The organism is uncultured Enorma sp., from assembly GCA_905210055.1.
Taxonomy (GTDB): Bacteria; Actinomycetota; Coriobacteriia; order Coriobacteriales; family Coriobacteriaceae; genus Enorma.
Map to the genome: position 1 here is coordinate 1 of CAJLVH010000183.1, position 2,919 is coordinate 2,919.

At 65.2% G+C, this 2,919-nt stretch carries 2 protein-coding genes and 1 pseudogene; 1 reads left to right on the forward strand and 2 read right to left on the reverse strand.

Annotated features, from left to right (window positions below; translation table 11 throughout):
- A pseudogene (locus QZ079_RS08905) lies at positions 1-309 on the reverse strand (hypothetical protein); the annotation flags it as partial.
- Between the two features lie 448 nt (positions 310-757).
- On the reverse strand, positions 758-2,197 hold the full coding sequence (asnS, locus tag QZ079_RS08910) for an asparagine--tRNA ligase (protein WP_297037498.1): 1,440 nt from the start codon (positions 2,195-2,197) through the stop codon (positions 758-760).
- A 203-nt stretch (positions 2,198-2,400) separates the two neighbouring features.
- Between asnS and QZ079_RS08915 the strand changes: the two genes are divergently transcribed.
- The coding region (locus QZ079_RS08915; RefSeq protein ID WP_297037499.1) for an FtsX-like permease family protein at positions 2,401-2,919 on the forward strand (519 nt) is incomplete at its 3' end.

Below are 2,919 nucleotides of genomic sequence, written 5' to 3' on the forward strand. Positions count from 1 at the left end.
GGCGCTGGCGAGGCCTGCGGAGCGCAGCGTGTCGATCGACGCACGAATGGCGGTGCGTCGCACGTTGATCGCAGGCACCGCGGGATCGTCGGGATCGGCGAGCAGACTTTTGATTTGTGTCGAGGTGAGGCGCGTGTGCGCGTCGGTGCGATCCATGAGCAGCTTGAGAATGAGGAGCGTTCTCACGCAGCTCGGTATGGCGTTGCCGCGGATGGCAGGAGGCTCGATTGGTGTAGCCCCCGTGGCGGGGGCGCCTTCTTCATTCGGCTTCGTGCAGACTGGCGGCAGTGCGGCGATAACTTCGTTCACGCTCGTATCCCTTCGCGATAAGATGGGTGAACGTGAGCCTATGCGAGCGGGGAGCAAGCGGCGAAATCTCCCGCCGAACGGCGCGTCTCGCTCGGCGGACGGCGGGCGAAACGTTCAACATGGTTGCGAACCTTGCCAAAACCTTGCAAAACGAGGTGAAACGAGGATTGTCGCAACAACGGATCCAGGCTCTCGAAGGATGCTTGTTCGGCACCCATACAACAAGGCAGGCGACTCGCCGCGGTGCGCCAAATCATCTTGGAGCGTATATGCGAGCGCCCTGCTCAACAACGGAAGCCCCTTGCGAGCGCCCCGCCTCAACAAGAGGGGCGCCCTTTCCAGATGCCAGCGATCGACCAAAAAGCGCCCCCGCATAGCCCGAAGGTCATGCGGGGGCGCTTGAAGGACGAGGTTCGGTGCCTGGAAAGGGCGCTTAGGTCGAGAAGAGTTAAAAGTCGGCATTTCCGACGGTCCGCGGATGCGGGATGACGTCGCGGATGTTGCCCACGCCGGTGAGGTACATCACGAGGCGCTCGAAGCCCAGGCCGAAGCCCGCGTGCTGGCAGGTGCCATAGCGGCGCAGGTCGAGGTAGTACTTGTACTGGCTCGCATCCATGCCGAGCTCGGCGATGCGGCGCTCGAGCACATCGAGGCGCTCCTCGCGCTGGCTGCCGCCGATGATCTCGCCGATGCCCGGTACCAGGCAGTCTGCCGCGGCGACGGTCTTGCCGTCGTCGTTCAGGCGCATGTAGAACGCCTTGATTTCGGCGGGGTAGTCCGTGACAAACGTCGGGCGCTTGAAGTGCTGCTCGGTGAGGAAGCGCTCGTGCTCCGTCTGCAGGTCGATGCCCCAACTCACGGGGTAGTCGAACTTCTGGCCGGCGGCGACCGCCTGCTCCAGGATTTCAATCGCCTCGGTGTAGGTCACGCGGGCGAAGTCAGAGCTCGCCACGTGCTCGAGGCGCTCGATGAGGCCCTTGTCGACGAACTTGTTCAGCATGGTGAGCTCGTCCGCGCAGCGCGCCTGCACGTCGCGGATCACATACTTCAGCATGTCCTCGGCAAGGTTCATGTCGTCCTCGAGGTCTGCGAAGGCGATCTCGGGCTCGATCATCCAGAACTCGGCGGCGTGACGCGTGGTGTTTGAGTTCTCCGCGCGAAACGTTGGGCCGAAGGTGTAGACGTCGCCGAAGGCCATGGCGAAGTTCTCGGCGTTGAGCTGGCCGGAGACGGTGAGCGATGCCGGCTTGCCGAAGAAGTCCTGGCTCCAGTCCACCTCGCCGGCGGTGAGCGCGCCGTTGGACGCGGCAGCCTGCTCCTCGGTCACGCGCGGCGCGGTTGCGGGGTCGAAGGTCGTCACGCGGAACATCTCGCCCGCGCCCTCGCAGTCCGAGGTCGTGATGATAGGCGTGTTCACGTACACGAAGCCGCGCTCCTGGAAGAAGCGGTGGATGGCCGCGGCCGCGACGCTGCGCACGCGGAAGACGGCGCGGAAGAGGTTCGTGCGTGGGCGCAGATGTTGTTGCGTGCGCAGGAACTCGACGGTGGCGCGCTTTTTCTGCAGCGGGTAGTCCGGCGCGGAGGCGCCCACGACCTCGATTGTCTCGGCGGTGAGTTCGAAGGGCTGCGGCGCGTCGGGCGTGAGCTTGAGCTCGCCCATGGCGACGATGGCGGCGGAGACGTTTTGATGCGCGACGTCGTCGTAGTTGGCGAGCGTCTCGCGGTTCATGACGATCTGCAGGTCGCGGAAGCAGCTGCCGTCGTTCACGGTGACGAAGCCGAAGTTCTTCATATCGCGGACGGACTTGATCCAGCCGGCTACGGTGACGCTCTGCCCGCCGAGCTCCTCGGCCTGGGCGTAGAGCTGGGCGATCTTGGTGCGGTTCATACGACGCTCCCTCGATTTCTTCTGTGCACATGCAACCCCTTATGATAGCAGGCGCGCGGCGCGGCGTGCTCGAGGGCGCGGGGATGGCACCCGCCGGTCAACCTTTCAAAACCGTAAGCCGCGCGTAAGGCAAATCGATGGCACGCGCTGCCCGTGCGTGAGAACCTGAATCCAGGGATCAGATTCTCACGCGGGAGGTTGGGATGTATCTCAAGCTGGCGATGGGCAACGTGCGGCGGAGCGTGCGCGACTACTCGGTGTACTTCGCGACGCTCGCGCTCGCGGCGTGCCTGCTCTATTCGTTCATCGCGTCGGGCGACTACTTGCTCGCGCTCGACCTCACTGCCGAGCAGCGGAGCGTCTACGGGCGGATTGGGAGCGTGCTCGAGGCGTTCTCGATCTTCGTCGTGATCGTGTTCATCTTTCTTGTGGCGTACGCGAACCGCTTCATCGTGCGGCGCCGCAAGCGCGAGTTCGGGCTCTATGCGCTCGTGGGCATGGGGCGCGGGAGCATTGCCGCCGTGCTCGCGCTCGAGGGCGGCCTCGTAGGGGCTGCGGCGCTCGTGGTGGGCATCGCGCTCGGCGTCGTGCTCTCGCCGGCGTTCGGCGCTGTCGCCGCCTTCGTGTTCGATGCGCCGTGGACGCCGCACGTGGCGTTCTTACCCGGTGCCGCCGCGTGGACGACGGGCTCGTTCGCGGCTATCGCGGGGCTCGGCGCCGTC